The following is a 26704-nucleotide window of genomic DNA, read 5'->3' on the forward strand; positions in this document are numbered from 1 at the left end:
GAGGAGACACCATGTCGGCCCCTACCCTGTCCCCCCGCAAGGCCACCCGGCCTCGCCCAGGACACTCCGGCCCCGCCCGCCGCGACTCCGCCCGCGAGGAGTTCCTGCGTGCCGTGCGCCGCAACATCTCAGCACACGGCTTCCTGATCGGAGCGGTGCTCTGCTTCTCGCTCTTCTCCTGGTATCCGATGGTCCGGGAATTCATCCTGGCGTTCCAGAAGACCGAGGACGGCAGGACCACCTGGGCCGGCTGGTCCAACCTGAGGTACGTCTTCAACGACCCGGCCTTCTGGCAGGCCTGGCGCAACACCCTGCTCTTCACCGTGCTCGCACTGCTGCTCGGCTTCGTCGTGCCGTTCGTGGTCGCCGTCGTGCTCAACGAGTTCCGGCACGGACAGGGCTATCTCCGGCTGCTCGTCTACCTCCCCGTGATGCTGCCGCCGGTCGCCTCCGTCCTGCTCTTCAAGTACTTCTACGACCCGGGCTACGGCCTGTTCAACCGCGTCCTGGAGATCTTCCATCTGCCCGCACAGCAGTGGCTCCAGGACACCGACACCGCCATGCTCTCCGTCGTGATCGCGGCGACCTGGATGAACATGGGCGGCGCGACCCTCATCTACCTGGCCGCGCTCCAGGGCATCCCGGGCGAGCTGTACGAGGCGGCGGAGCTGGACGGCGCCGGGCTGCTGCGCAAGGTCTGGCACGTCACCATCCCGCAGACCCGGCTCATCCTCTCGCTCCTCCTGCTCATGCAGGTCATCGCGACGATGCAGGTGTTCACCGAACCGTTCCTGCTCACCAACGGCGCCGGCCCGGAGGGCTCCACCACCACCGTCGTCTACCTCATCTACCAGTACGCCTTCAACTTCAACAACTACGGCAGCGCGGCGGCACTCGGCCTCGTCCTGCTCGTCGTCCTCGCGGGCTTCTCCGCGGTGTACGTACGACTGAGCCGCAGCAGCGAAGACTAGGACGGGAGCCACGACCATGGCATCGAACACGCTTGTCTCCCGGCGCGGGAGCGACGTACGCAAGTCCGCACGGCGCAGGGCCGCACGCGGCGCCGACCTCGGACGCCAGCGCACCCTGATCTCACCGGCCCAGCTCGGCAGGCCCCGTGGCAGGGCCCTGTACTGGATCGTCTTCGCGCTGGTGATCATCCTGTTCACGGTGGCCTTCCTCGGGCCCCTCTACTGGATGGTCACCGGCGGCCTCAAGACGACCCAGGAAGTCGTGCAGAGCCCGCCCACCGCCTTCCCCAGCTCGATCCACACCGAGAACTACAGCCAGGCGTGGAACGTGATGGACCTGTCCAAGCTGCTCTTCAACACCCTGTACTACGCGTTCGGCGCGCTCGCCTTCCAGCTGGTCTTCGACGTCGCCGCCGCCTACTCGCTCTCCAAGCTGCGGCCGGTCTTCGGCAAGGTCATCCTCGGCATGATGCTGGCCACCCTGATGATCCCGGCCACCGTCCTCGTCGTCCCGCAGTACCTGACGGTCCTGGACGTGCCGATCTTCCAGCGCAACCTGGTCAACTCGCCCTGGGCGATCTGGCTGCCGTCGGTCACCAACGCCTTCAACATCTTCCTGCTGAAGCGGTTCTTCGACTCCATCCCGCGTGAACTCCTCGACGCAGCCTCCATCGACGGCGCGTCACCCCTCAGGACGCTGCGCTCGATCATCCTGCCGATCTCCCGGCCGATCCTCGGCGTCGTCTCCATCTTCGCCGTCGTCGGGGTGTGGAAGGACTTCCTCTGGCCGATGCTCACCCTGCCCGACCCGAGCAAGCAGACGCTCAACGTGGGCATCTACTCCCTGGCCAGCGGCGTACCGGAGAACGTGCTGATCGCCGCGCTCACCATCGCGTCCATCCCGACGCTGCTCATCTTCCTGCTCTTCCAGCGCAACATCATGAGCGGTCTGACCGCGGGCGGCCTCAAGGGGTAGCGCCCCGAAGGGCACGCCCCCGACCGCCTTCCCCTCAGCACTCCGCCGCCGGCCCTCCCATCCTGCCCCGCTTGCCGGGCAGGCGGCGGAGTACCACCTGCCCGAAAGGAACGCCACGTGGCAGCCAACCGTCCGTCCGACGCCACCGCGCACTGGTGGCGCGACGCCGCCATCTACCAGATCTACGTACGCAGCTTCGCCGATGGCGACGGTGACGGCACCGGCGACCTGGCAGGGGTACGGGCCCGGCTGCCCTACCTCGTCGAACTGGGCGTGGACGCACTCTGGTTCACCCCCTGGTACCTCTCGCCGCTCGCCGACGGCGGCTACGACGTGGCCGACTACCGCACCATCGACCCCGCGTTCGGCACCCTCGCCGAGGCCGAGAAGCTGATCGCCGAGGCCCGCGAACTGGGCATCCGCACCATCATCGACATCGTGCCCAACCACGTCTCCGACCAGCACGCCTGGTTCCGCGCCGCCCTGGAGGCCGGCCCCGGCAGCCCGGAGCGCGACCTCTTCCACTTCCGTACGGGCCGCGGCGCCGACGGCGAGATACCCCCCAACGACTGGGTCTCCGAGTTCGGCGGCACCCCCTGGACCCGGCTGGACGACGGCGAGTGGTACCTCCACCTCTTCGCCACCCAGCAGCCCGACCTCAACTGGGCGCACCCGGCGGTCCGCCAGGAGCACGAGGAGGTGCTGCGGTTCTGGTTCGAGCGCGGTGTCTCGGGCGTACGCATCGACTCGGCGGCCCTGCTCGCCAAGGACCCCGCCCTGCCCGACTTCACCGCGGGCCGCGACCCGCACCCCTTCGTCGACCGCGACGAGCTGCACGACATCTACCGCTCCTGGCGCGCCATCGCCGACGAGTACGGCGGCGTCTTCGTCGGCGAGGTGTGGCTCCCGGACACCGAGCGGTTCGCCCGCTATCTGCGGCCCGACGAGCTCCACACCGCTTTCAACTTCAACTTCCTGGCCTGCCCCTGGGACGCGGCGCTGCTGCGGACCGCGATCGACGACACCCTCGCCGAGCACGCCTCGGTCGGCGCCCCGGCCACCTGGGTGCTCTGCAACCACGACGTGACCCGCACCGCCACCCGCTACGGCCGTGCGGAGACCGGCTTCGACTTCGCGGCCAAGGCCTTCGGAACGCCCACGGACCTGGCCCTCGGCACCCGCCGGGCCCGCGCCGCCGCCCTCCTCTCGCTGGCCCTGCCCGGCGCGGCCTACCTCTACCAGGGCGAGGAACTCGGCCTGCCCGAGGCCGACATCCCGCTGGACCGCATCCAGGACCCGATGCACTTCCGCAAGGGCGGCACCGACCCGGGACGCGACGGCTGCCGCGTCCCGCTGCCCTGGGCGGCCGAAGAGCCGTATGCCGGATTCGGGGCCACCTCGGAACCCTGGCTCCCGCAGCCGGAGGGCTGGGCCGCCTACGCCGCCGACCTCCAGAGCGCCGACCCGGAATCGATGCTCAGCCTCTACCGCGAGGCCCTGCGGCTGCGCCGCACCGAACCCGGCTTCGAGACGGCGGGGGAGCCCGGCATCGAGCGGCTGGCCTGGCTGGACGCCCCGCCCGGTGTGCTCGCCTTCACCCGGACCGGAGGACTGGTCTGCGTCGTGAACCTGGCCGCCGACGCGGCCGAGCTGCCGCCGCACACCTCGGTGCTCCTCACCAGCGGACCGCTGGACGGCGCGGGGCGGCTGCCGCAGGACACGGCGGTGTGGCTGCGCGCCTGACCGCGCACCACCCGGCCGCCCCGGACCGGTCCCGGCCGCGCGGATCGCGCGGCCGGGACCGCCCGGCAGGATCGCGGGGGACCCAGGGCTGCGGCACAGTGGGGCCCATGGACGCACCGAACGATCTGAACGCCCTCGCCGCCGAGCACCTGGCCGCGGCCCGCGCCTCCGCACACGGCCGCAGCGCCCATCTGCTGCTGCACGAGGAGCCGCTGCGGCAGACGGTCATCGCGCTGACCGAGGGTTCCGCGCTCGACGAGCACAACGCCCCGCCCGCCGCATCCCTCCAGGTGCTGCGCGGCTCGGTCCGGCTCACCGCCGCGTCCGGCGACGTGGAGCTGACCCCCGGACGGCTGCACCCCATTCCCCAGGAACGGCACGGGCTGCTCGCCCTGGAGGACGCGGTCGTCCTGCTGACCGCCGTCAACGGCTGACGCGGACCGCCGAGTCCCCGAGCCCCGACGAATTCCTCTCCCCGGCCTTGTGGGAGCGCTCTCAGGATCGGCAGGATGAGGCGGTGACCACGCTTCCAGGCCCCCGCGCCTACCACCCCGACGACCGCGAGGCGCTCGCGGACATCTGCGTCCGCACGGCCGACAACGGCGGGGACTCCCGGCATCTGTACCCCGACCCGGAGCTGATGCCGGCGATCTTCGCCGCGCCCTACGCCCACCTCGAACCCGACCTCGCCTTCGTCATCGACGACGGCACGGGCCGGGCCGTCGGCTACATCCTGGGCACCGCCGACACCCCGGCGTTCGTCACGGAGTTCCGCAAGCGCTGGCTGCCCCTGGTCGAGGACCGCTACCCGCGCCCGGAGGGCCCGCCGCAGAGTCCCAGCGACGAGATGATCGGCCTCCTGCACCACCCGGAGCGAATGGTCCTGCCCGAACTCGCCGGACATCCGGCCCACTTGCACATCGACCTGCTGCCCGACTGGCAGCGCAAGGGGTACGGGAGGGAGCTGATGCGCACCTTCCTCGCCGCCCTCCGCGCGAAGGGCGTCGAGGGCGTGCACCTGTCGATGCTCACCGCCAACACCCCCGCCAGGGCCTTCTACGACCGGCTCGGCTTCACCGAGATGTCCGTCCCCGACCCCGGTCCCGTCACCTACCTGGTGCGCGGCACCCAGGCGGATCTGTAACAGCTCCCCGCCGGCGGGGAGGGTGCCGCACGGACCCGCTGGGCAGGTACTCGTGGACGGCCGTCGCGGGCCCGTGCGGGCCCGCGACGAAGGGTGTGTGAGGTGAAGGAGCGGACCGTGTGGCAATTCTCCGACGATCGTGGGCAGTTAGCGGCCGGCGAACAGCGCCCGACGCGGGTGCTGGCCTATGTCCAGGCCGGTGCGACGCTGTGGGACCACGGGATACGTCCGAGCGCGATATTCGGCTCGGACCATGACGACCGGTCCGTGCCGGACGTCGCCAAGACGGGCGCGCTGCCCCTGGACGAGGTCGCGTACGTCGGAGCCGGCGCCACCCTGGACGTCGACACGCTGCTCAGCGGCGCACCGGACCTCGTGGTGGCCGTCAGCTACGGGGGAGGCCAGGTCTACGGCCTCGACCCGGAGACGGCCAAGCATCTGGAGGGGCACGTCCCGGTCGTCGTCATCGATGTCGGCCACGCGCGCACCCTGGCGGAGATCGGCGACCGGTTCGCCCGGCTGGCCCGCTCGCTCGGCGCCGAGGAGCCCGCGTCGGCCACGCAGGAGCTGGACGCCGCCCGGGACCGGCTGCGCGCCCTGACCCCGGGCCCGGACCGGGCCAGGGTCCTCGCCCTTTCCCCGGCCGGCCAGGAACAGGCGTATCTGGCCCGGCCCCGGATGTGGCCCGAGCTGCGGGTCCTGTCCGAGCTCGGCGTCGCCCTGGTGGAACCCGCCGAGGGGCCCGGTGCGAACTGGTCCACGGCGCCCTGGGCGGAGGCCGGGGCGCTGCGCCCGGACGTCGTACTGGCCGACATCCGGGTCAACGCCACACCGCTGGACGAACTGCGGGACAACGAGGAGTGGGCGGCGATCGCCCGCTCGGCGCGGGTGGTGCCCTGGAACCCCGAGCCGCTGTGCAGCGCCCGGGCCCACGCACGGTTCCTGCACCTGGTGGCCGACGCGCTGGAGGCGTAGCGGCCGAGCCGCCGTCCCGGGACGCCGGTGCCCCGTACGGACGCGTCCGATCGCGCGGGACGCCCCGGTTCGCCAGGCTGGCCGGGAGCGTCCCGCGCCCGTACCCGTACGTCCCCAGGAGCAGGCATGCAGCAGGACAAGCACCCCGCCTACCGGCCCGTCGTCTTCCGCGACCGCGCGGCCGGCTACGCCTTTCTGACCCGGTCCACCGCGTCCAGCGACCAGACGATCGACTGGGACGACGGCGAGAGCTACCCCGTCATCGACGTGGAGATCTCGGCCGAGAGCCACCCGTTCTTCACGGGCAAGGCCCGGGTCGTCGACACCGAGGGCCAGGTCGCCAAGTTCGAGCGCCGGTACGGCGAGGAGGGCGGCGCGGACGCCGGCTGACCGGGCGGCGGCTCCCGGCGTGGCCGACGGCCCGCGGGCATGCGGCAGGATCGGGTCCATGGGGTGGGGGGCCGCGCCTCCCGCCAGGACACCACGTCACCGCCCCGGGAGACCTCACGCTCATGCTCGACAGACTCGACCTGCTGGTCATCGGCGAGTGCGTCGCCGACATCGTCCGGCTGCCCGGCGCCGCCGACCGGGTCCACCCCGGCGGCAGCCCGGCGAACGTCGCGTACGGGCTTGGCCGGCTCGGACATGCCGCGACCCTGCTCACCCAGCTCGGCGCGGACCCGAACGGGCGGCTGATCCGGGACCATCTGACCGGAGCGGGCGTCGAGGTGCGCACCGACGGCTCCACCGCCCCCACCCCCTGCGCCGCCGTGACCCTGGACGACGCGGGCCGGGCCGCGTACACCTTCGAGATCACCTGGACGCTCGGCCCGGTCGCGCTGGACCGGCCGCCCGCGCACGTCCACACCGGCTCGATCGCCGCCGTGACCGGACCCGGCGCCGACACCGTCCTCGCCGCCGTGGAATCGCTGCGCGCCCGGGCGACGGTCAGTTATGACCCCAATGTGCGGCCGCAGCTGATGGGGGACCACGACGAGGCCGTGCGCAGGGTCGAGCTCTGTGCGGCCCTCAGCGACGTGGTCAAGGTCAGCGACGAGGACCTGGAGTGGCTCTACCCCGGCGAGGACCCGGAGAAGGCCGCCGCCCGGTGGCTCGCCACCGGCCCGGCCGCCGTCCTCGTCACCCGGGGCGGCGACGGGGCGTTCGCGCTCGTGCCGGACGGCCGGGTGACGGTCGCCGCCTGCCCACCGAGGTCGTCGACACCGTGGGCGCGGGCGACGCCTTCATGTCCGGCGCCCTGCACGCACTCGCCGCTCACGGACTGCTCGGCCCGGCCGGCCGGGAACGGCTGCGGTCGCTGGACCGCGCCACCGTGACCGACGTCCTGCGCCACGCGGCGGCGTCGGCGGCCGTGACCGTCGCCCGGGCGGGCGCCAGCCCGCCCGACGGGACGGAACTCGCGGCGGCGCTCGACCGGGGATGAGAACGGGCGGTGCCACCGTCACCCCCCGGGGGAACGGTGGCACCGCGGGCGGCCTGCCGGCCGCCCGTCACCGAGGCATTACCGGAGCCCCGCCGCACCCTCGTGCCCCCCGCCCTGAGCCACCGCACGCGGGGTCCCGTCGTCGTCGAGGAACTCGACCACGGCGAGCACGAACAGGGCGCACAGCGTGATCCACACCGTCACCGGCCCCGTCGGGCGCTCCCACGCCACCAGCACCGCCACGGCCACCACGACCACCGTCCAGTTCAGCGGCCGCCGGGCCCGGTGCACCCACCGGCCGACCGGGCCGCCGGTGAAGCCCGCCGCGTCGCGCACGGCCCCGATGCCGCCGCCCCACATCGCCATGACCCGGTCCGCCGCGCGGCCGTGGCCGGTCAGCCAGGCGGCCAGGGCCACCACCGCGCCGACGGTCACGACCAGCCGGACCCCCGCGCGCAGACAGCCGGCCAGCGCGTCGAAGACCGCGCCCGCGGCCGGCTGCGACACGCCGGCGGGGAGGCTGTCGAGGTAGAAGGCGCGCCCCGCCCACAGGCCGATCCCGAGCAGGCCGGCACCCACCGCGACCGCGAGGCCCGCCGTGACCAGCGCCCGCCGGCGGCGGACCGCGAGCAGCACCCCGCCGGCGGCCACCAGCAGCGTGACCACGGGGAGCCAGAAGCCGAGGATGCGCAGCGCCCGGAATCCCTTCTGCGCCTTGCCGACCGCGTCCGACGTCAGCACCGTGAAGCCGGTGTGGATCTCGGGGAGCTTCCCGGCGGCCGTCAGGCCCCGGTCGACCAGACGCTGCTTCACCCGGTCGACGACCGGGGCGAGGTCCACCGTGACGGTGTCGCCGGTCAGCTTCACCGCGCCGCCGCCCTCTCCGGTCAGCGCCTTCACGACCGAGGCGTGCGCGGACCTGTTGAGACCGGTCCACACCCGCTCGAATCCGTCGCTCGTCACGAACCGGTCCACCGTCGTGTGCACGAAGTCGGTGAGACCGGCGGTGAGCGGCCCGCCCAGCTTCCCGAGCGCCTTGTCGACGGCCGGCCGGTCGGCGGGGGCGACGTCCGTCAGCAGCGCGTCGACGTCCAGCCGGTCCATGACGGCGTCCGTCACACGGTCCGTCACCGCCGCCCGCACATCGGGGTCGGAGGCCAGCGGAGCCATCATCCGCACATAGCGGTCGGTGTCCCCGGCGATGTCGCTCGCCCAGCTCGACAGAATGCTCAGCGGTGTCAGGACCGCCGCCACCAGGACCAGCAGGGCCGCGAGGAACGAACGCGCCCGCAGCCGTGGCCGGCCCGCCCCGCGCGCCTCCAGCTGCGCCACCCGGGCCCGCAGGGCCTCCAGTTCGCCGTGCTCGTCCGGCGCTGCCGGCCGCCCGGGGTCCCGTTCCATGACCCCAGGGGATGCCCTGGAGTGGTGCGCGGCGCGGCGGATTGCTGCATGTGGGTGACAGGTACGGGGGTGGGCGCACCCTCCCCGGTGCCACGCGCGTTCGACACCGGTGGGAACGGACGAGACAGGGGAGGGCCGGGCATGACGCGGGACGCGCGTACGACCGTGGTGACGGGACTGGGGCTGGTGACCCCCGTGGGCGCCGACGAGGAGAGCTTCTGGGCGGGGCTGTGCGCCGGCGAGTCCGCGGCCCGGCGCTGCGGGGAACTGGCGGGGCTGCCCGCCGACTTCGCCTGCCGGGCCGCCGGACCCGATCCCGACGAGGCGGTGGGCGGACGCGCCGGGTGGCGGATGGCGCGGTTCGTGAAGCTGGCCCTGATGGCCGCCCGGCGGGCCGTGGCCGACGCGGGGCTCGACCCGGCGCACTGGGACGGCGAACGGGTGGGTGTCGTGCTCGGTGTCGGGGTGGGCGGAGTCTCCGTCCTCGTCGACAACGTCCGCAAGCTGGACGCGAGCGGGCCGCACGCCGTCTCCCCGCTCCTCGCACCGATGATGATGCCCAACGCGGCGGCGGGCGAGGTCGCCATCGATCTGCGGGCCCACGGGCCGAGTCTGGCCCCGGCCACCGCCTGCGCGTCGGGCGCCACCGCGATCGCCCTCGCCCGCGACCTCCTGACGAGCGGCCGGTGCGACGTGGTGGTGGCGGGCGGTGCGGAGTCCGTGCTGACCCCGCTCGTGGTCACGGCGTTCGCCGGCATGGGCGCGCTGTCCACGCGCACCGGTGATCCGGCGGGCGCCTCCCGGCCCTTCGCCCCGGACCGCGACGGCTTCGTGCTGGGCGAGGGCGCCGCCGTGCTGGTGCTGGAGCGGGGAGAGGACGTCAGGGCCCGGGGCGCCCGCGCCCGCGCGGTGCTGGCGGGCGCGGGCGCCGCGACGGACGCCCACCACCCCACCGCCCCCGACCCCGGCGGCCGCGGCGCCCGCCGGGCGGTCGAGGCGGCGCTGGCCGAGGCGGGCTGGTCGGCCCACGAGGTCGACCACATCAACGCGCACGGCACCTCCACCCCGCTCAACGACGCGATGGAGGCCGCGCTGATCGAGCGGCTCTTCCCGCACCGCCCCTCGGTCACGGCGCCGAAGGGCGTCACCGGACACACCCTCGCCGCGGGCGGGGCGATCGAGGCCGCCGCCACCGTCCTCACCCTGGAACACGGCGTCGTCCCGCCCGTCGCCAACCTGGCCGCACCGCCCACCGAGTGGGACATCGACTGCGTCACCAAGCAGCCGCGCCCGCAGCACGTCCTGCGTGCGGTCAGCCACTCCTTCGGTTTCGGCGGGCACAATGTCGCGCTCGCCTTCGGACGGGTCCGGAACGACGGCGGACGAACACCCTCGACGGCCACCGGCGTGGGATTCCGGGTGTCCTGACCGTTTCCTGATCGTTCCTGTGTATATGACCACCACCCTCGACGGTGCCGGCACCCCTGGTGTCGGCACCGATCCGTTCATGGACCCGCTCACCTCCGTACTCCTGGGCCCGGACGCCCGCCGTGAGCACGGCTTCTGGCGGCGGCTCACCGCCACCGAACCGTTTCGCCGGCCCGTCTGCGACCCGCCCGGCCCGACCCCAGACGAACGGCTCGCCCTCGCCCACGCCCGGCTGCGCGCCCTCAACAGCGCACTGGACAGCGCCGCCAGGCCCGCCGCCGACCCGAGGGCGCTGGCGGCCCTGCACGAATGGCTCGCCCCGGTCGACCCGGCGCTCGCCACGGTCGCCGGAATCCACTACAACCTCTTCCTCGGCAGCCTCCTCGACCACGACGCCGACCGCCCCCGCGATCTGTCGGACTTCCTCCAGCTGCGGCGCGTCGGGACCTTCCTGTGTACGGAGGTGGCGCACGGCAACGACGCCGCCGCCGTCGAGACGACCGCCACCTACGACCGCGCACGGGACGGGTTCGTCCTGCACACCCCGCACGCCGGTGCGCAGAAGTTCATGCCCAACACCACTCCGGCCGGCGGCCCCAAGTCCGGGCTCGTCGCCGCCCGTCTGCTCGTCGACGGCGCCGACCAGGGGGTCTTCCTGCTGCTGGTGCCGCTCACCGACGCCTCCCGCGCCCTGCCCGGCATCCGGGTGCGCCGGCTCCCCGCCCGGATGGGCAGCCCCGTGGACCACGCCCTGACCTCCTTCGACCAGGTCTTCGTGGGACGCGAGGCACTGCTCGGCGGGGCGCAGGGGCGGATCGGCGAGGACCGGGAGTTCCGCAGCGCGACCGAGGGCCGCAGGCGCCGCTTCCTCGCCTCGATCGGGCGGGTCACGGCGGGCCGCGTCTGCATGAGCGCCAGCGCCGTGGGCTCCGCCCGCACCACGCTGGCCATCGCGGTCCGCTACGGAGGCCACCGGCACATCTCGGCGAGCCGCCCGTCACCGCCGGTGCCGGTGCTCGCGCACCGCAGCCATCACGGGCCGCTGGCCGAGGCGATGGCGACCGTCTTCGCGATGAGCCTGCTGCACCGGCGGGTCCTGGACCGCTGGGAAGCGGCGGCCGGGGGGCCCGCACCGGAGCGGGAGGCGGCCGAGCGGCTCGTCGATGTCGCCAAGGGGTGGATCACCTGGCAGGCCCGGGCCGTGATCGTCGAGTGCCGGGAGCGCTGCGGCGCCCAGGGGCTGCTGGAGAACAATGGGATGACCGAACTCGTCACCGGGGTGGAGGGGGCCATCACCGCCGAGGGCGACAACCTGCCCATCCACGCCCGGGCCGCCGCCCACCTGCTCCTCGCCCCGCCGCCGGACAGCGGGGACGACCCGCCGGGCGCCGCGAGCGAGGCCGGCGACCTCACCGATCTGCGGTTCCTCGTCCGGCTCCTGGAGCGGGTGGAGCGGATCTGGTTCGCACGCGCCGGCGCCCGGGCCGAGCGGGCCGCCCAGGGCAGCCCGCTGGAGCGGTGGAACGCGGCGGCCGGGCCGGCCCTGCGCGGGGTCGAGGCCCACGCCTACCGGCTGGCGGCCGAGGCGTACGCGGACGCGGTCGGGGCACTGCCCGCCGGGGCGGCCCGCGCCCGGCTGGACGAGCTGGCCCGGCTGTTCGCCCTGCGCTGGATCGACCGCAACAGCGGTGACCTGCTCGCCGGCGGGCACCTGAGCGCCGGTCAGGTCGGGGAACTGGCCGAATCGATCGAGCACTTGGTCGCCGCGGTGGGGGGCCGCCTGCCGGAGCTGGCCGCGTCCTTCGCGCTGCCCGAGGAACTGCTCGCCGACTGGCCCATCACGGGGGCCCGGTACACCGACGCGTACGACGACCCGGGCGCCCACTGGCACACGGACGGCTCCCGGGAACGCGCGGAGGCCGGGCGATGAGGGGCGTGGCGCGGCGATGGCCGGGGGCGCGGCTGAGGCGCGCGGCCGACGCGGCACAGGGCGTCGGGGCCGGGGCCGTACTCCTCGCCTTCTGGGGCACGGCGGCCGTCCTCTCACGGTGCCGCGAGGGCTCGGCGCACCGCGGTGGCGAATCGGTTCGCCGCAAGGCGTAACCGGCGCGACGCTGCTCAGTTACTCCGGCGTCGGGGCGGTGTGCGCCGCCGCCCGGACGCCCACCGGACGGGCACGAGGAGAGGAAGACCATGAGCGCGATTCACCCCGAGATCACCGACGTACTCAGCCGCACCTTCAAGGTGCCCGTGGCCGAGATCCTTCCGGACTCCACGATGGACAGCCTGGACATGGACTCGCTCGCCGTCGCCGAGTTCGCCGTCATCCTGAGGGAGACCACCGGGGCCGAGCTGGACCCCGGCACCCTGCACCGGCAGACCACGCTTGCCCGGCTCACCGAGCTCCTCCACGCGGCGGCGGGCGGCGGGGCATCGGTGGGCACCGCCCGATGAGGGCCCCGGCCGTCGCCGTCACCGGCCTGGGCATGATCACCCCGGTCGGCAACGACACCGAGTCCACCTGGGCCGGTGTGTGCGCCGGGGTCAGCCCGGCCCGGACCGTCGCCGCCCTCGAAGGGTGCGCGATCGACTTCGCGTGCGTGGTCGACGGAATCGACCTGGACGCCGAGATCGGCCGCCGCACGGCGTTCCGGATGGGCCGGTACGTGAAGTTCGCCGTGCTCGCCGCCCGGGAGGCGGTCGCCGACGCGGGCCTCGACCCGGCCGGCTGGGACGGCAGCCGGGTCGCGGTCGTCGTCGGTACGAGCAGCGGCGGGTCGGCGGGGCTCGCCGGGCAGGCCCTGGTGCTGGAGCGGCGCGGCGCGGAGGCGACCTCGCCGTCCGGCATCCTGCTCACCATCCCGAACATGCCGGCGGCCGAGATCGCGATCGAGATGCGGGCGACCGGTCCCAGTCTGGCGCCGTGCACGGCGTGTTCGTCGGGTGTCACCGCCCTGTCCGTGGCCCGGGACCTGCTCGTCACCGGCCAGTGCGACCTGGCCATCGCGGGAGCCACCGAGTCGACCGTCTTCCCGGTCGCCATGACCGGATTCGCGCGATCCGGCGCGGCGGCCCGCGCGGACGGCGACCTTTCCCGGCTGAGCCGTCCCTTCGCCGAGGACCGGGCCGGACTCGTCATGGGCGAGGGCGCCGCCGTCATGGTGCTGGAACGCGCGGACGACGCCGAGGCGCGGGGCGCCGAGCCCCGCGCGCTGCTCGCCGGCACGGGCGCCACCACGGACGCCCATCACCCCACGAGCCCGCACCCCGACGGCCGGGTCGCCCAGGCCGCCGTCGAGGCGGCCCTGCGCGGCGCGGGCTGGCGGGCCGCCGATGTCGAGCACATCAACGCGCACGGCACCTCGACGGCCCAGAACGACGCGGCGGAGGCGGCGCTCATCGCCCGGGTGTACCCGCACCGGCCGCCCGTCACCGCCCCGAAGGGCGTTCTGGGCCACTGCATGGGTGCGGCCGGGGCGATCGAGGCCGGGCTCACGGTCCTCACGCTCCAGCGCGGGGTCATCCCGCCCGTCGCGAACCTGGACGCCCCCGCTCCCGGCTTCGACATCGACTGCGTCACCAAGCGGCCGCTGGAGCTGCCCCTCCGGCGGGCCGTGAGCCACTCCTTCGGCTTCGGCGGACACAACGCGGTGGTCGCACTCCGGCGCCCCTGACCGGGGGGGCACGGAAGGGCTGCCGGGCGCGGGGGACACGAGGGGACACGAAAGGGCGGACCCGTGAGCGGGTCCGCCCCTCGCTTGTCCGGTGCGGCCGGTACGGCGCGGTCTGCGGGGGGTCAGCGGCGCCGTCCCTGGCCGAACTCGCCGCCCATGTCCTTTCCGCCCATGTCCTTGCCGCCCTTGGTGGTGCCGTCCGCGTAGTCGATCTGCTCCTTGCGCAGCTCCGCGGAGACCTCCTTCTGCTCGGTCACCTTCTTGGTCTCCATGCGCACGCGTTCGACCGGCACGGTCTCCTTGCGCATGGTGGCGCGTTCCGCGTGCAGGGTGACCTCCACGTCCTGCTCGGTGATGTCCGTGCGGCCGGCCGCCTTGTCGCCCGGCTGAAGCGGTTCGCGGACCACGCGTACCTCTTCGTGCGAGACGGGCACGGTCCGGGTGACGTTCTCGGTGACGACGTACTTGTGGAGGCGGGCCTTGCCGCTCTCGTACTCCTCCGTGCCGATGTGCAGCTGTTCCTCGGAACGGATCAGCTCCTCCTTGCCGCCCGGGTCAGCGGCGGACCGTTCGGCTCCAGCCCCGGCTCCGACGAGCGGACGGGACGTGCCGGAGGTCTCGGTGTCCCGGTGCCTGCCGGTCCCGGAACCCGCGCCGGCCGCGGTGCCGGTCACCTGGGTCCGGTCGGTCCCGGAGGTGCCGCCCTTGCCGGCGGCGCCCATCGCCCCGGCTCCGGCTCCGGCCCCGGCCGCCGCGCCTGCTCCGGCCGCGCCCATGGTGCCCGTGCCCGATGTCGTCGGTGCGTCGGCGCCCGTGCCGCTCCCGGCCCGGTCGCCGAGATTGGCCGTGGTGTTCTTGGTCAGCCCGTAGTGCCGGTAGAGCTCCTCCTCCTCGGAGACGGACAGATGCGCGTCCGCGTCCACCCGGGGGGCGTCCTTGACCGTGTCCTTCGGATGAGAGATGTGCAGGTCGGAGCCCACGCGACGGGCTCCGGCGAGAGGCACGAAGCTCTCCTTCATACCGAACAGACCGGTCTTCACCGTGATCCAGTCCGGCCGGCCGGTGCTGTCGTCGACATACACCCGCCCCACGTTGCCGATCTTCTCGCCCTCGGTGTCGTACACCGTCAGGCCGTCGAGCTCTCCGGAATCCGTGAAACCGTCAGCGGCTCCCATGTCCGATTCCTCCTCGCCCGGGCGCGTCCTGTGGGTGGGTCCAGCAGGGGAGGCGCGTCCGGATTCCATCGCGCCTCACCCGGATGGACGCTGCAACCGCCCGGCCACCGCGAGCGGGGTGCCGCACCCGCGCCGGGTCGGCGCAGGCCCCGTGCGACACGGCTGTGGGCCTCCCGCCCGAATTAGGCCAATCGAGTGAACGGCGGACGCTCGGCACCGGGCCCTATGGCTCGGCACCGGGCCCTATGATCGACGGGTCGCCCACCGCCGTCGTCCCGCCGCACCCCCGGGAGTGCCCATCCGTTCCGTCCGTGTCCGGCTGCCCCGGCAGCGCGGTGAGCTGCTGGTCCGGCATGAGGACGGCGTGCAGCTGCACCACCTCGTGTGGCGGCTCGGGGCCGGCTGGCGGGTGTGCAGCAGCGCGGTGCTCGGCGGCGGCATCGGCCCGCGCGCCTGGATCCTCAACGCCCAGGTGCCCGGCGGCTATCCGCGCATGGACCCCGACCGCCACCTCGCCGAGATCGCCGCGGCCGCCCGCCTCACCGGACCCGGCGCCGGACTGATGACGGCCGCCGACGTCACCGCGTACACGGTCGCCGCCGATGAGGGCGTCACCGCGACCGCCACCTGCGGCCTCGGCGTACGCGGCTGGGCGGCGGCCCCTGCCGAGGGCACCGGCGGACGGCCGGAGCCCGGCACGGTCAACATCGTCGTCACGCTCCCCGTACCCCTGTCCGACGCCGCGCTGGTCAACGCCGTCGCCACCGCCACCGAGGCCAAGGTGCAGGCACTCCTGGACGCCGGGCTCGACTGCTCCGGCACCCCCACCGACTCCGTCTGTATCGCCGCACCCGCCCCGGACACCGGCCCGGGCGAGCCGTTCGCGGGCCCCCGCTCCGTATGGGGAGCGCGACTCGCCAGGGCCGTGCACGCTGCCGTCCTGGAGGGCGCGCTGCGGCAATCCTGAGCATCCGGATCCGCCGCGCCCCACCCCGGCGCGGCCGACGAAGGGACATCGCATGACCTCAGCAGCCGACGCCGTTCCGCAGCGGCCCGTCGTCGCCGTGCTCGGCACCGGAATCATGGGCTCGGGCATGGCCCGCAGCCTGCTCAGGGCCGGGCTCGACGTCCGCGTCTGGAACCGCACCCACGAGAAGGCGGTCCCGCTCGCCGCCGACGGCGCCACGGTCGCGGACACCGCGGCCGACGCCGTACGCGGCGCCGACGTCGTCCTGACCGTGCTCAACGACCGGACCGCCGTCGCCGCCGCGCTCACCGCCGCCTCCGACGGGCTGCACCGGGGCCAGGTCCTGCTGCAGAGCTCCACCGTCGGCCCCGACGCCACCGTCGAACTGGCCCAGCGGGCGGCCGACCTCGGCCTCGTCTACCTCGACGCCCCGGTCTCCGGCACCCGGCAGCCGGCGGAACAGGGCACGCTGACCGTCTTCGTCTCCGGTCCGACCTCGGCCCGCGCGGTGACCGGGCCGGTGCTGGACGCGATCGGGCAGCGGACCGTCTGGGTCGCCGAGGAGCCGGGAGCCGCCTCCCGGCTCAAGCTCGTCGTCAACACCTGGGTGATCACCCTGGTGGGCGGGGTCGCGGAGTGCCTGAACCTCGCCGAGGGCCTGGGCGTGGACCCGCAGACGTTCCTCGACGTCATGAAGGGCGGACCGCTCGACTCCGCCTACCTCCACGGCAAGTCCGCCGCCGTGCTGACCGGCGACCTCACCCCGAGCTTCGCCCTGTCCACGGCCCTCAAGGACACCCGCCTCATCCTGGACGCCGCCGAACGCTCCGGAGTCCGCCTGGACCTGACCGCCGCGTCGGCCGCCCGCTTCGAGCGCGCCGAAGCGGCCGGCCACGGCGACGAGGACATGATCGCCACCTACTACGCGGGCCGGCCCCCGGAGAAGAACGACGACTGACCCCGGACGCGCGCCCCCGGGACCGGCCGAACCGTCAGACCACCCGCACCTCGTGCCGGACCACGGCGTCGAACAGATAGCCCTGCGTGTTGGGGACGGCGACCTCGGGCTGGGTGCGGCCGGTCCGGTCCGTCGCCCGGGCGAGCAGCACGGCCGGCCCCCGGTCCCTGGGCAGCCAGTCGGCCGACCAGCGCACCCAGCTCCCGTCGCGCGGCACATCACGCAGCCGGGCGCGGCGCCACCGGGCCCCGCCGTCGGTGCTGACCTCGACCGTGCGCACGGGCGCCCCGCCCGACCAGGACCGCCCCGTCAGCACATGGCGGCGCCGGGCCCGCAGCGTGGCGCCCGGCGCCAGCTCGAAGGCGCTCTTCAGCGTCTGCCGGGTCAGCGGAGCGCTGCCCCCGGCCGGGTACGCGGGCCCGAACAGGCGGTACAGACCGGTGTTCCACGGTGAGACCAGGGGCCGGCCGCTCACCTCGATGTCACCGACCCACTTGATGTTCGCGACACCGATCCAGGACGGCACGACCAGCCGCACGGGGTAGCCGTGGTCGGGCGGCAGCGGTGCGCCGTTCATCTCGTACGCGAGCAGCACGTCGTCCAGCGCCTTCGCCACGGGCAGCGGCCGGCGCACCCGCCCCAGGTTGATCCCGTCGCTGATGACCTCGTCGTCCAGCCCGCGCGGCAGTATGTCGACCGCGTGGCGGCCGATGCCCGCGCGGCGCAGCACATCGGCGAGCCGCACCCCGCGCCAGCGGGCCGTACCGATCGCCCCCAGGGTCCAGGCGGTACCGGTGACCGCCTGGTTCTGCTGCGTCGTGTAGTAACTGCGGGCATTGCCCGCGCACTCGACGAACGAGGTGCGGCTGACCGAGGGCAGCCCGCGCAGCTCGTCGTACGTGAACTCCGCCGCCGGGCCCGTCAGCCCGTCGCCCCACACCCGCAGCCGCCAGCCGGCCGCGTCGATGCGCGGGGTGGCGGTGTGGTTGCGCACGAAGAAGCGGTCGGCCGGTGTCAGCAGCCCCGTCCCCCGCAGCGCCGCGAAATTGGTCTCCGCGTTGGTGCCGCGCACCGTGAACACCTCGGGCGGCAGCGGCTTGACGATCCCCGGGGCGGGGTCCGGGACACCGGCCGCCGCGCGGGCGGGAGCCGCACCGGCCAGGGGGACGGCCACCGAGGCGGCGGCCACCAGCCGCAGCAGATCGCGGCGCTCGATGCCCGCGGAGCGCGCGACGCCGCGCGACCACTGGCGCAGCCGCAGCTCGTCGTACGCGGCCTCGGACGGGGGAACGGGACTCATGGACGGCTCCGGGGAAGCGGGCGGGTGGGGACATCAGGGGCTGGGCGGGCGGCCACCGTCCGGCCGGGCCGGCAGCAACTCCCGTACGAGCGCGCCGACCTGGTCCGTCTCGATCAGGAACCCGTCGTGGCCGTGCGGCGATTCCACGAGCCTGAGCCGGTCCGCGCCGGGCAGCAGCGCGGCCAGTTCCGCCTGCTGTGCGGGCGGGTAGAGCCGGTCGGAGCCGATGCCCGCGATCAGCGCGGGCATCGAGGCGCGCCGCAGCGCCCGGCGGACACCGCCCCGGCCACGCCCGACGTCGTGCCCGTTCATGGCGCCGGTCAGCGTCACATAGCTGCCGGCGTCGAAGCGGCGCACCAGCTTCGCCGCGTGGTGGTCGAGATACGACTCCACGCGGTAGCGCCCGCCGAGCCGGGGCTCCTCGCCCGGCTGCGGGCCGCCGCCGAAGCGTGCGGCGAGTTCCGGTTCGCTGCGGTAGGTGACATGGGCGATCCTGCGGGCCAGGCCGAGGCCCCGGTGCGGGCCCTCGCCGGGTGCCGCGTCGTGGTAGTGGCCGCCGCGCCAGCCGGGGTCGGAGCGGATGGCGGAGATCTGGAGCGCGCCCCAGGCGATCTGCTCGGCCGACGCGGCGGCGGGTGCCGCCAGGACCAGGAGCGCCCCGGTGCGCTCGGGCCGGCCCACCGCCCACTCCAGGGCCCGCATCCCGCCCATGGACCCGCCGATCACCGCCGCCCAGCGGCCGATGCCCAGCGCGTCGGCCAGCGCGGCTTCCGCCGCCACCTGGTCACGGACCGTCAGATACGGGAAGTCGCCGCCCCAGCGCGTGCCGTCCGGCCTGCGTGAGGAGGGCCCCGTGCTGCCCTGGCAGCCGCCGAGCACATTCGGCGCGACGACGAACCACCGGTCGGTGTCCAGCGCCCGGCCGGGGCCGACCAGCGCGTCCCACCAGCCGGCCGTGGGATGCCCCGGCTCCGCCGCCCCGGCCACATGGCTGTCCCCGGTCAGGGCGTGCAGGACCAGGACCGCGTTGGAGCCGTCGGGGGCCGGACGCCCCCAGGTCTCGTACGCCAGTTCCACCCCGGGCAGCGCCTCGCCCGACTCCAGCGCCAGCGGCCGGGCCGGCCGCACCCAGGAGCGGCGCCCGGGCGGGTCCCCCTCCCGCCGGCCTCCGGTGGCCGGCGGGAGGGGGAGTGCGATCGAGGGGGCCGTCCCGGTCAGGACGCCGCCTTCGCCGCCCGGAAGCCGGCCTCCAGGTCGGCCTTGAGGTCGGCGACGTTCTCCAGGCCGACCGAGAGCCGCACCAGCCCGGCGGTGGCGCCGGTCGCGGCCAGCTGCTCCTCGGTCAGCTGGCTGTGCGTGGTCGACGCCGGATGGATGATCAGGCTCCGTACGTCCCCGATGTTGGCGAGGTGGCTGAAGAGCTGCACCGCGTCCACGAACCGCTTGCCGGCCTCCACCCCGTCCCGCAGCTCGAAGGCGAGCACCGCGCCCGCGCCGCGCGGCAGATAGCGGCGCCCCGCCTCGTACCACTTGCTCGACTCCAGGCCGGCGTAGTGGACGGCGGACACCTCGTCGCGCCCCTCCAGCCACTCGGCCAGCGCCTGGGCGTTGGCGGTGTGCCGCTCCAGCCGCAGGCTCAGCGTCTCCACGCCCTGGAGGAGCAGGAAGGCGGAGTGCGGGGAGAGCGCCGGGCCGAGGTCGCGCAGCAGCTGGACGCGCAGCTTGACCGCGAAGGCGCCGGGACCGAGGTCCGGCCAGTAGCGCAGACCGTGGTAACTCGGGTCCGGGGAGCTGAAGTCGGGGAACCTCTCGGCATGCGCCCCGAAGTCGAACGTACCGCCGTCCACGACCACCCCGCCGATGGTCGTGCCGTGCCCGCCGAGGAACTTCGTCGCCGAGTGGATCACGATGTCCGCGCCGTGCTCGATCGGCCGCAGCAGATACGGGGTGGGGACGGTGTTGTCGACGATCAGCGGCACACCGGCCGCGTGCGCGGTGTCGGCGACCGCGCGGATGTCGAGCACGTCACCGCGCGGATTGCCCAGCGTCTCGGCGAACAGGGCCTTGGTGTTGGGCCGGATCGCGGCTGCCCACGCCTCGGTGTCGTCCGGGTCGTCGACGAACGACACCTCGATGCCGAACCGGGGCAGCGTGTGGCGCAGCAGGTTGTACGTGCCGCCGTACAGGGAGGTGGAGGAGACGATGTGGTCGCCCGCACCGGCCACGGTCAGCAGCGCGAGGGTTTCGGCGGCCTGCCCCGAGGCGAGCGCCACGGCGGCGACACCGCCCTCCAGGGAGGCGATCCGCTGCTCCAGGACGTCCTGGGTGGGGTTGTGGATGCGGGTGTAGATGTTCCCGGGCTCGGCGAGGGAGAACAGGTCGGCGGCGTGCTGGGTGTCGCGGAAGACGAACGAGGTGGTCTGGTAGATCGGCACCGCGCGGGCGCCGGTCGCCGGGTCGGGGGCGGCTCCCGAATGGATCTGCCGGGTCTCGAACGACCAGGCGGCGCCCGGTTCCTGACGGTCCAGGTCCTCGGGGGTGTGCCCTGCGGTGACGGAGTCGACGGGCTGGCTCATGGTGGTGTTCCTCTGCGGTTCTCGGTACGGCGAGCGGTCGGCAGGCGGCATGGGCGGACACTGCCGGGGGAGCGGACGTCGCTGCTGCGGGCCGGTGCGGATCAGCAGGTCAACGGCGCGGTGAGCAGCACAGGCCGCGGCGACACGCGGCGGACGCGAGGCGTCCCAGATCGACGTGGCGCCGCGAATGGAGAACCAGGGGCGCGGGCATGCGGCGAGCGTGGCAGCGGTGTGGGGGAGCGTCAACCGACTCCGCGTACCTGCCCGGCGATTTCATCGGGCCGCAATGAACCCGGCCGCGACGGACCGGGGCGCGGAACCGCCCCACCGGTACGGGGGAGCCCGGTGGGGCGGCCAGTTCCAGGGTGCCACAGGCCGGGGCACAAGGGGGACCGACCGGCTCATATCCAATGGTAGTTGAGTCGAAATCGACGGTGCCGAAAACAGCGTGCGTGCGGACCGGGACGCTGTCAGGCTGCCCCGGTGGACCGCGAAAAGATCTCCGGAATTGCCCATGCCCTGCACCCGGTCAAGTCGCCCTTCGACGACGACTCGGTGCGACGGCTCCTCGAACACGGTGTGCCGCGGGCCGACGCCCGGATCCTCGACCTCGGCTGCGGCACCGGGGAATGGCTGCTGCGCGCTCTTGACACGCACCCACGGCTGCGGGCCGAGGGCGTCGACGTCTCCGGGTCCGCCCTCCGCCAGGCCGCCGACGCCGCGGACCGGCGCGGCGTCCGAGAGCGCCTCGTCCTGCACCACCAGGAGGCCGAGCGGTTCGGCTCCCCGCACCGGTTCGACCTGGTGCTCAACGTCGGGGCCAGCCACGCGTTCGGCGGGCTCCTCGCCACGCTGGCGGCGGCCCGCGCCCACCTCGCCCCGGGCGGCCGAGTCCTGATCGGCGAGAGCTACTGGGAGGCCGAGCCGACGCCCGAGGCCGTGGAGATGCTCGGTGAGTTCACCGATCTGGCGACCACCCTGGACCGGGTGACCGCCGACGGATGGACCCCCGTCCACGGCCACATCAGCACACGCGCCGAGCGGGACGCCTACGAGTGGGCCTGCTGGGGCTCCCTGGCCTCCTGGGCCCTGGACCACCCCGAGGACCCCGACAGTGCGAAGGCCCTGGAGACCGCCGCGCTCCGGCGGTCCGAGTGGCTGCGCGTCTACCGGGACAGCTGGGGCTTCGTCGGCCTCGTCCTGCGCCGCACCACCGGGTGACGCCCCGGCCGGGGATTGCGGCCGGATGAAATCCCGGGGGGGCCGGGGAATACCCGGGCGGGCCATGACCTTGCCGCTGCTGTGGTGCCGGACGCCCGGCCGGATGCCGGGGCCGGGAACAGGGAGAGAGGGAGCTCATGCCGAAGGCGTACGTGTTCACCCGCAACGGCGGACCGGAAGTGGAGGCCCTCGTCGAGCAGGACGCGCCCGCACCGGGCCCGGGGGAGCTGCTCGTCGCGGTCCGGGCGGCCGGGGTCAACCCGGTGGACTGGAAACTGCGCACGGGATACACCAGGCCCGGCAGTGTTCCGCAGCCGTTTCCCACCGTCTTCGGCAGCGAGGCGGCCGGCGTCGTCGCGGCCGTCGGCCCGGACACCGAGGGCTTCGCGGTCGGCGACGAGGTCTTCGGCAACCCGCTGACCGGCGGATACGCCGAGTACACGCTCCTGCCCGTGGCCGTGACCGCGCACAAGCCGGCCGGTCTCTCGTTCGCCGACGCCTCGGTCCTGCCCGTCGCGGCGGCCACCGCCCACGACGGGGTGCGCCAGCTCGGGCCCGCCCCGGGCTCCACCCTCCTGGTCACCGGGGCCGGGGGCGGTGTGGGCAGCGCGGCCGTGCAGCTCGCGCACCGAGCGGGCGTCCGGGTGCTGGGCGTCGCGAGCGCCGGCAAGAAGGACTTCGTCGAGTCGCTCGGGGCCGTCCACGTCGAGTCCGGTGAGGGGCTGGCCGCGCGGGTGCGGGCGGCGGCCCCCGAGGGCGTGGACGCGGTGTTCGACCTCGTCGGGGGCGACACGCTGCGCGAGGCCGCCACGCTGCTCGCCGACCCGGCCACGCTGATCAGTGCCGGCGGCAAGCCGCTGGTGACCGAGCTCGGCGGGGCGCCGGTCATCCGGGCCCGCACCGCGGCGGTGCTCGGCGAGGTGGCCGGCCTCGTCGTCGAGGGCGCCCTGCGCACACACATCACCCGGACCTTCCCGCTCGCCCGGGCGGACGAGGCGCTGCGCGCGGTGGAGGACGGCCATGTCCTCGGCAAGATCGTGATCGAGGTGACCGCATGAGCACGCCCGAGAGCTTCGTCGGCGGACATCCCCTGGACGACCCGGTGGGGACCTCGCTCAGGGGGCCGCACGCCCACTTCGCCGAGAGCCGCGGCGCCGTCCTGCGCTATCCGCCGGAGGTCACCCCCTGGGTCGCCCTTCCGCAGAGCCCGGGTGCCGGCGACTGGGCGGACGCCGCCGCGCTCGCCGGACCGGGCGGCGCCGTCACCATCACCGCCTTCCGCGAGCCGCCGCCGGACGACTGGGAGGTCGTCTTCCACGCCGACGGCGTCCAGCTCGTCGACGCCGGGGTGGACGCCGAGCCGTTCCCGGAGGCGGTCCGGCTCGGCCCCGCCGACGTCCCGGACATGCTCGCCCTGGTCGCACGCACCCGGCCCGGCCCCTTCGAGCCCCGCACGGTCGAGCTCGGCACCTATCTCGGGGTGCGGCGCGACGGCGTGCTCGTCGCCATGGCCGGCGAACGCATGCACCCGCCCGGCCACAGCGAGATCAGCGGCGTCTGCACGGACGAGTCCGTCCGGGGCCAGGGGCTGGCCGGCGGACTCGTCCGGGCCGTCGCCCACGAGATCAGGGAGCGCGGCGAGACGCCCTTCCTGCACGCCGCCGCCTCCAACACCAACGCCGTCCGGCTCTACGAGGCCCTGGGCTTCGCCCTCCGCCGCCGTACGCCGTTCCTCTCGGCGCTCGTCCCCGGCCGTCCGCCGGTCCGGCTCTCCGGCACCGTCCGCGACGGCGCCCGCGAGGGGGCCGCGCACTGAACCGGGCCCGGGACCTTCGGCCCGTCCACGTACGGGCCGAAGGCCCCCTGCGGCCCTCCTTCCGGGACTTTCGGCTCGGTCCATGAGGCCGTAAGCCTCGTGTGCCGCCCGCCGGACGTCAGGTCCACTGGGAGTGAACGCCGGCGCCGGGCCGGCAGACCCCGGGAGGAGACAGCCGTGACGATCGGGCTTCAGCACCAGGCCGGAACACGTGGAGCGCTTCTCCCGGGTACGGATGCCGCAGAAGCCGCCGTCAGGGCCCCGAAGGTGGGCAACCCGGCACTGTTCGGCGGTCTGCTGCTGCTGACCGCCGCGACGGTCCTGCTCGACATGCAGTCCGGCGACGACCTGCGTCTCGTGCCGGTGCTCGTCGTCGTCCCCGCGCTCGTCTCCGTCTTCGGCACCATCCGGCAGACCGTCGGCGTGGCCTCCTGGATCATGGTGGTCGGCGTCGTGTCGCGCCTGGTGTCCGGGGGGACGTTCTGGGACATCACCAGCAGCATCATCTTCACGGTGGTGGCCTGTTTCCTCGGCGTCGGAGCCTGCGCGCTGCGCATCCGGCACGCCATCGAGATCGCCAGGCTGCGGTCCGCCGCCGTCGCGCTCCAGCGCCAGATCCTGCGCCCGCTGCCCATCCTGACCGACCAGGTCGTCGCCCACGGCACCTACGCGCCGATCGAGGAGGACCGCCTCGTCGGCGGTGACATCTACGAGGTCGTGTCCTCGCCGTACGGGACCCGGGTGATCATCGGGGACGTCCAGGGCAAGGGCCTCGCCGCGATCGGGGCGGGCTTCGCCGTGCTCGGCGCCTTCCGTGAGGCGGCCATCCGCGAACCCACCCTGACCGGCGTCGTCGACGCGCTGGAGGACGCGGTGGCCCGGCAGAACACCTTCTCCGCCCAGACCGGCGAGATCGAGCGCTTCGTCACCGCCCTGGTGCTCGGCCTCGACGGCGACGGCCGGGTCGAGGCCGTCAACTGCGGCCATCTGCCGCCCCGGCTGCTGCACGACGGTGTGGCCTGCGCCGTCCCGCTGCGCCGCACCTCGGTGCCGCTGGGCCTGGCCGAGCTCAGCAGTGAGGGACGCGTCTCGGAGCGGCTCGACTTCCCGCCGGGCGCGACGCTGCTGATGTTCACCGACGGGGTGACCGAGGCCCGCGACGCCTCGGGAGCCTTCTACCCGCTGGACACCCGGCTGGGCCGCTGGTCCCAGCTGGCGCCCCCGGAGCTGCTCGACGCGCTCCACGGCGACCTGGAGGTGTTCTCCGGCGGGGTGCGACGCGACGACATCGCCGTGCTCGCGCTGCGCCGGGCCCCGTCCGGCAGCCGGCGCCGCCCCGGGACCGCGGCCTCCGGAGCGATGCGCGCCGCCGAAGTGTTCAGCGGACGGTAGCGGCCCCGGCTCCACGCCCCTCTCCTCATGTCCCGATGCGACTTATGTCGCGGCGGGACATTTTTAGGTGTACGGTGCAGATATGAACCGGGAACGGAAGACCCCCCAGAGGCGCGGCCGCAAGGCGCGCCGCACCCGGGACACACTGGCCCGGGCCGCGTTCGAGCTGGTGCTCGACCGGGGTCTGCGGGAGGTGACGGTCGAGGAGATCGCGGAACGCGCGGACGTCGACCGCCGCACCTTCAGCCGGTACTTCACGAGCAAGGAAGCCGCCGTCCTGGACTCGGTCCGCGACGACGGCGACCGGATCAACGACGCGCTGCGGGCCCGCCCCGCCGCCGAACCCCCGCTCACCGCGTACCGCCGGGCCGTCCTGGACTGGCTGGCGGACCCGGAGGCGCAGGCCTGGCACCGCCGGCCGAGGATCTTCGAGCTGTTCCTCCTCGCCGAGGAGGAGCCGACCCTCTACGCGGCGTTCCACCACATCCGGGTGGACGCCCAGGAGGACTCGGTCGAGATCGTCGCCGGCCGGCTCGGAGCCGACCCCCGGCAGGACATCCGCCCCGCCGTCACGGTCGCCGCCGGAGCCGGCGCCCTCCTCGCCGCCCAGGCCGCCTGGGTGCGCGGGGGCTGCCCCGAGGAGTTGCCCCGACTCGTCGAGCGGGCCTTCGACGCCCTGGCCGCAGACCTGCTCACGCAGGCTCCCGCACCCGCGTCACCCAGCACCACGGAAGGAAACGGAACATCATGAGCACCACCCCCGCCGACCAGGAATTCGCCGGCCGCACCGCCCTCGTCACCGGAGGGGCCTCCGGCATCGGCCTGGCCCTCGCCCACCGGCTCGCCGCCGCCGGCGCCTCGGTCGTGGTGGCCGACTACGACGAGGAGAGCGCCCGCAAGGCGGTCGCCGGCCTGGAGAGCACCGGAGCCGAGGCCGCCGCCGTGGCCGTGGACGTCACCGACCCCGCGTCCGTCGAGGCGGGCGTGCGGTTCGCCGTCGACACCTTCGGCGCCCTGCACCTCGCGGTGAACAACGCCGGCATCGGCGGCCCCAGCAACCCGACCGGCGAGTACGCCGTGGCGGACTGGGACCGGGTCGTCGCCACCAACCTCAGCGGCGTCTTCTACTCGATGCGCTACGAGATCCCCGCCCTGATCGCCGCGGGCGGCGGCGCGATCGTCAACATGTCGTCCATCCTCGGCACCAACGGCTTCGCCGGCTCGCCCGCGTACGTCGCCGCCAAGCACGGCGTGGTGGGCCTCACCAAGACCGCCGCCCTCGAATACGCCGCGCAGAACATCCGCGTCAACGCCGTGGGCCCCGGCTTCATCGACACCCCGCTGCTGCGCGACACCGAGGGGCCGGCCCGCGACCACCTCATCTCGCTGCACCCGGCCGGACGCCTCGGCACGGCGGAGGAGGTCGCCGAACTCACGGCCTTCCTGCTCTCCGACCGCGCCTCCTTCATCCACGGCAGCTACCACCTCGTCGACGGCGGCTACTCCGCCTCCTGAGTGGCGGACGGGGGAAACGGGGGCGATC

General features: G+C 74.2%; 24 protein-coding genes and 1 pseudogene. 20 read left to right on the forward strand and 5 right to left on the reverse strand.

Going from position 1 to position 26704, the window contains the following annotated elements:
- Window positions 1-11 precede the first annotated feature (11 nt).
- From RLT58_RS33020 to RLT58_RS33055, 8 genes and pseudogenes are all read left to right on the forward strand, one after another.
- The gene (locus RLT58_RS33020; protein ID WP_311314023.1) at window positions 12-971 is read left to right on the forward strand and encodes a carbohydrate ABC transporter permease; all 960 of its coding nucleotides are present in this window, start codon (window positions 12-14) and stop codon (window positions 969-971) included.
- Between the two features lie 16 nt (window positions 972-987).
- Window positions 988-1947 carry a carbohydrate ABC transporter permease gene (locus RLT58_RS33025; RefSeq protein ID WP_311314024.1) on the forward strand — a complete coding sequence of 320 codons (960 nt, stop codon included), beginning with the start codon at window positions 988-990 and terminating at the stop codon, window positions 1945-1947.
- A gap of 117 nt (window positions 1948-2064) precedes the next feature.
- Complete coding sequence (locus RLT58_RS33030; protein ID WP_311314025.1) at window positions 2065-3690, forward strand: glycoside hydrolase family 13 protein; 1626 nt, start codon at window positions 2065-2067, stop codon at window positions 3688-3690.
- A 107-nt stretch (window positions 3691-3797) separates the two neighbouring features.
- Entirely contained in the window at window positions 3798-4124 is a 327-nt protein-coding gene (locus RLT58_RS33035) for a cupin domain-containing protein (protein ID WP_311314026.1), read from the forward strand.
- A gap of 83 nt (window positions 4125-4207) precedes the next feature.
- Complete coding sequence (locus RLT58_RS33040) at window positions 4208-4834, forward strand: GNAT family N-acetyltransferase (protein WP_311314027.1); 627 nt, start codon at window positions 4208-4210, stop codon at window positions 4832-4834.
- Window positions 4835-4936: 102 nt separating this feature from the next.
- Entirely contained in the window at window positions 4937-5809 is an 873-nt protein-coding gene (locus tag RLT58_RS33045; protein WP_311314028.1) for an ABC transporter substrate-binding protein, read from the forward strand.
- 126 nt (window positions 5810-5935) lie between these two features.
- On the forward strand, window positions 5936-6199 hold the full coding sequence (locus RLT58_RS33050; RefSeq protein ID WP_311314029.1) for a type B 50S ribosomal protein L31: 264 nt from the start codon (window positions 5936-5938) through the stop codon (window positions 6197-6199).
- Between the two features lie 122 nt (window positions 6200-6321).
- Window positions 6322-7253: pseudogene (locus tag RLT58_RS33055) on the forward strand (carbohydrate kinase).
- 78 nt (window positions 7254-7331) lie between these two features.
- Here RLT58_RS33055 and RLT58_RS33060 read toward each other — a convergent pair.
- Window positions 7332-8654, reverse strand: a complete 1323-nt coding sequence (locus tag RLT58_RS33060; protein WP_311314030.1) for a hypothetical protein — start codon at window positions 8652-8654, stop codon at window positions 7332-7334.
- A gap of 141 nt (window positions 8655-8795) precedes the next feature.
- Between RLT58_RS33060 and RLT58_RS33065 the strand changes: the two genes are divergently transcribed.
- From RLT58_RS33065 to RLT58_RS33080, 4 genes are all read left to right on the forward strand, one after another.
- Window positions 8796-10082, forward strand: coding sequence for a beta-ketoacyl-[acyl-carrier-protein] synthase family protein (locus tag RLT58_RS33065; protein WP_311314031.1), 1287 nt, complete (start codon window positions 8796-8798; stop codon window positions 10080-10082).
- Between the two features lie 25 nt (window positions 10083-10107).
- Window positions 10108-12012 (forward strand): acyl-CoA dehydrogenase family protein, encoded by a 1905-nt coding sequence (locus tag RLT58_RS33070; protein ID WP_311314032.1) that lies wholly within the window; start codon window positions 10108-10110, stop codon window positions 12010-12012.
- Between the two features lie 263 nt (window positions 12013-12275).
- Window positions 12276-12536: an acyl carrier protein gene (locus RLT58_RS33075; protein ID WP_311314033.1), complete on the forward strand. Its 261-nt coding sequence runs from the start codon at window positions 12276-12278 to the stop codon at window positions 12534-12536.
- Window positions 12533-13756 (forward strand): beta-ketoacyl-[acyl-carrier-protein] synthase family protein, encoded by a 1224-nt coding sequence (locus RLT58_RS33080; RefSeq protein WP_311314034.1) that lies wholly within the window; start codon window positions 12533-12535, stop codon window positions 13754-13756. The genes RLT58_RS33075 and RLT58_RS33080 overlap by 4 nt, the downstream gene beginning before the upstream one ends.
- Window positions 13757-13878: 122 nt before the next feature.
- On the opposite strand, the gene RLT58_RS33085 is transcribed toward RLT58_RS33080, so the two are convergent.
- Window positions 13879-14931 (reverse strand): PRC and DUF2382 domain-containing protein, encoded by a 1053-nt coding sequence (locus RLT58_RS33085; RefSeq protein ID WP_311314035.1) that lies wholly within the window; start codon window positions 14929-14931, stop codon window positions 13879-13881.
- Window positions 14932-15271: 340 nt separating this feature from the next.
- Between RLT58_RS33085 and RLT58_RS33090 the strand changes: the two genes are divergently transcribed.
- Together RLT58_RS33090 and RLT58_RS33095 are read left to right on the forward strand one after the other, a co-directional pair.
- Window positions 15272-15898 carry an adenosylcobinamide amidohydrolase gene (locus RLT58_RS33090; protein ID WP_399131989.1) on the forward strand — a complete coding sequence of 209 codons (627 nt, stop codon included), beginning with the start codon at window positions 15272-15274 and terminating at the stop codon, window positions 15896-15898.
- A gap of 52 nt (window positions 15899-15950) precedes the next feature.
- Window positions 15951-16856 (forward strand): NAD(P)-dependent oxidoreductase, encoded by a 906-nt coding sequence (locus RLT58_RS33095; protein ID WP_311314037.1) that lies wholly within the window; start codon window positions 15951-15953, stop codon window positions 16854-16856.
- 34 nt (window positions 16857-16890) lie between these two features.
- Here the strand turns inward: RLT58_RS33095 and RLT58_RS33100 are convergent, their stop codons facing one another.
- Genes RLT58_RS33100 through RLT58_RS33110 form a run of 3 tightly spaced genes read right to left on the reverse strand, consistent with a single transcriptional unit; the run spans window position 16891 to window position 20732 of the window.
- Window positions 16891-18156, reverse strand: coding sequence for a sulfite oxidase (locus RLT58_RS33100; protein ID WP_311314038.1), 1266 nt, complete (start codon window positions 18154-18156; stop codon window positions 16891-16893).
- A 33-nt stretch (window positions 18157-18189) separates the two neighbouring features.
- Window positions 18190-19374 (reverse strand): homoserine O-acetyltransferase MetX, encoded by a 1185-nt coding sequence (locus RLT58_RS33105; RefSeq protein ID WP_311314726.1) that lies wholly within the window; start codon window positions 19372-19374, stop codon window positions 18190-18192.
- Complete coding sequence (locus tag RLT58_RS33110) at window positions 19371-20732, reverse strand: bifunctional o-acetylhomoserine/o-acetylserine sulfhydrylase (RefSeq protein WP_311314039.1); 1362 nt, start codon at window positions 20730-20732, stop codon at window positions 19371-19373. The genes RLT58_RS33105 and RLT58_RS33110 overlap by 4 nt, the downstream gene beginning before the upstream one ends.
- Before the next feature lie 483 nt (window positions 20733-21215).
- Here RLT58_RS33110 and RLT58_RS33115 point away from each other — a divergent pair, with 483 nt between their 5' ends.
- From RLT58_RS33115 to RLT58_RS33140, 6 genes are all read left to right on the forward strand, one after another.
- Window positions 21216-21953, forward strand: coding sequence for an SAM-dependent methyltransferase (locus RLT58_RS33115; RefSeq protein WP_311314040.1), 738 nt, complete (start codon window positions 21216-21218; stop codon window positions 21951-21953).
- 137 nt (window positions 21954-22090) lie between these two features.
- Complete coding sequence (locus tag RLT58_RS33120; protein WP_311314041.1) at window positions 22091-23011, forward strand: NADP-dependent oxidoreductase; 921 nt, start codon at window positions 22091-22093, stop codon at window positions 23009-23011.
- Window positions 23008-23769 carry a GNAT family N-acetyltransferase gene (locus RLT58_RS33125; protein WP_311314042.1) on the forward strand — a complete coding sequence of 254 codons (762 nt, stop codon included), beginning with the start codon at window positions 23008-23010 and terminating at the stop codon, window positions 23767-23769. Before RLT58_RS33120 ends, RLT58_RS33125 begins: the two co-directional genes overlap by 4 nt.
- A 177-nt stretch (window positions 23770-23946) precedes the next feature.
- Window positions 23947-25161: a PP2C family protein-serine/threonine phosphatase gene (locus tag RLT58_RS33130; protein ID WP_311314043.1), complete on the forward strand. Its 1215-nt coding sequence runs from the start codon at window positions 23947-23949 to the stop codon at window positions 25159-25161.
- Window positions 25162-25243: 82 nt separating this feature from the next.
- Complete coding sequence (locus RLT58_RS33135; RefSeq protein WP_311314044.1) at window positions 25244-25912, forward strand: TetR family transcriptional regulator; 669 nt, start codon at window positions 25244-25246, stop codon at window positions 25910-25912.
- Window positions 25909-26676: an SDR family NAD(P)-dependent oxidoreductase gene (locus RLT58_RS33140; RefSeq protein ID WP_311314045.1), complete on the forward strand. Its 768-nt coding sequence runs from the start codon at window positions 25909-25911 to the stop codon at window positions 26674-26676. The genes RLT58_RS33135 and RLT58_RS33140 overlap by 4 nt, the downstream gene beginning before the upstream one ends.
- The last annotated feature ends 28 nt before the right edge of the window (window positions 26677-26704 follow it).

Origin of the sequence: Streptomyces sp. ITFR-16 (genome assembly GCF_031844705.1) — a bacterium.
GTDB lineage: Bacteria > Actinomycetota > Actinomycetes > Streptomycetales > Streptomycetaceae > Streptomyces.

What these genes read in the sequence shown, in the direction of transcription:
- RLT58_RS33060 (WP_311314030.1), bottom strand. Translation starts at nt 8,654, where the DNA reads ATGGAACGGGACCCCGGGCGGCCGGCAGCGCCGGACGAGCACGGCGAA.
- RLT58_RS33085 (WP_311314035.1), bottom strand. Translation starts at nt 14,931, where the DNA reads ATGGGAGCCGCTGACGGTTTCACGGATTCCGGAGAGCTCGACGGCCTG.
- RLT58_RS33035 (WP_311314026.1), top strand. Translation starts at nt 3,798, where the DNA reads ATGGACGCACCGAACGATCTGAACGCCCTCGCCGCCGAGCACCTGGCC.
- RLT58_RS33065 (WP_311314031.1), top strand. Translation starts at nt 8,796, where the DNA reads ATGACGCGGGACGCGCGTACGACCGTGGTGACGGGACTGGGGCTGGTG.
- RLT58_RS33120 (WP_311314041.1), top strand. Translation starts at nt 22,091, where the DNA reads ATGCCGAAGGCGTACGTGTTCACCCGCAACGGCGGACCGGAAGTGGAG.
- RLT58_RS33100 (WP_311314038.1), bottom strand. Translation starts at nt 18,156, where the DNA reads ATGAGTCCCGTTCCCCCGTCCGAGGCCGCGTACGACGAGCTGCGGCTG.
- RLT58_RS33075 (WP_311314033.1), top strand. Translation starts at nt 12,276, where the DNA reads ATGAGCGCGATTCACCCCGAGATCACCGACGTACTCAGCCGCACCTTC.
- RLT58_RS33050 (WP_311314029.1), top strand. Translation starts at nt 5,936, where the DNA reads ATGCAGCAGGACAAGCACCCCGCCTACCGGCCCGTCGTCTTCCGCGAC.
- RLT58_RS33070 (WP_311314032.1), top strand. Translation starts at nt 10,108, where the DNA reads ATGACCACCACCCTCGACGGTGCCGGCACCCCTGGTGTCGGCACCGAT.
- RLT58_RS33020 (WP_311314023.1), top strand. Translation starts at nt 12, where the DNA reads ATGTCGGCCCCTACCCTGTCCCCCCGCAAGGCCACCCGGCCTCGCCCA.
- RLT58_RS33125 (WP_311314042.1), top strand. Translation starts at nt 23,008, where the DNA reads ATGAGCACGCCCGAGAGCTTCGTCGGCGGACATCCCCTGGACGACCCG.
- RLT58_RS33140 (WP_311314045.1), top strand. Translation starts at nt 25,909, where the DNA reads ATGAGCACCACCCCCGCCGACCAGGAATTCGCCGGCCGCACCGCCCTC.
- RLT58_RS33095 (WP_311314037.1), top strand. Translation starts at nt 15,951, where the DNA reads ATGACCTCAGCAGCCGACGCCGTTCCGCAGCGGCCCGTCGTCGCCGTG.
- RLT58_RS33080 (WP_311314034.1), top strand. Translation starts at nt 12,533, where the DNA reads ATGAGGGCCCCGGCCGTCGCCGTCACCGGCCTGGGCATGATCACCCCG.
- RLT58_RS33025 (WP_311314024.1), top strand. Translation starts at nt 988, where the DNA reads ATGGCATCGAACACGCTTGTCTCCCGGCGCGGGAGCGACGTACGCAAG.
- RLT58_RS33110 (WP_311314039.1), bottom strand. Translation starts at nt 20,732, where the DNA reads ATGAGCCAGCCCGTCGACTCCGTCACCGCAGGGCACACCCCCGAGGAC.
- RLT58_RS33135 (WP_311314044.1), top strand. Translation starts at nt 25,244, where the DNA reads ATGAACCGGGAACGGAAGACCCCCCAGAGGCGCGGCCGCAAGGCGCGC.